The organism is Nocardiopsis sp. MG754419 (assembly GCF_018207095.1).
In the GTDB taxonomy this organism is placed as follows: Bacteria; Actinomycetota; Actinomycetes; order Streptosporangiales; family Streptosporangiaceae; genus Nocardiopsis.
In genome coordinates, this window is record NZ_QOCZ01000389.1 from 1 (window position 1) to 396 (window position 396).

The 396-nt window shown below is 66.9% G+C and carries 1 protein-coding gene; it reads right to left on the bottom strand.

The window, feature by feature from the left end; all coding sequences use genetic code 11:
- Positions 1–49: 49 nt before the first annotated feature.
- Positions 50–229: a hypothetical protein gene (locus DSY14_RS28245; RefSeq protein ID WP_131560448.1), complete on the bottom strand. Its 180-nt coding sequence runs from the start codon at positions 227–229 to the stop codon at positions 50–52.
- Between the last annotated feature and the right edge of the window lie 167 nt (positions 230–396).

Below are 396 nucleotides of genomic sequence, written 5' to 3' on the forward strand. Positions count from 1 at the left end.
CTACGCAGGACGCCGCACCCCGGGCGGGGTGCGGCCTGTGTGACGTGTGTCAGTAGGAACACATCTGCGCGCAGCTGGAGTACGACTCGCAGGTGTTGGCCGCCTGCGCTGCGGACACGTAGACCTCGCTGGCCGGGTCACCGGCCGGGTGGGACTGGAGTTCCTGCGCGAGCCCCAGCCGGAAGTCCTCGTCCTTGAGTGCACGGACCTGCTCTGCCGTGGTCAGCACGGCGCCTCCCCGAATCGGTTCGTATCTCGCATGGTCGATCGAACTGCTCATCATGACAGCAGGGGACGGCACCACACCAGAGTCCGGATCACCGTAACCGGTCCCGCCCGCCGGCCTGTGGGGTTCCAAAAGTCCCTCATACGCGCTGGCCTGGGCAATCGCCGGTT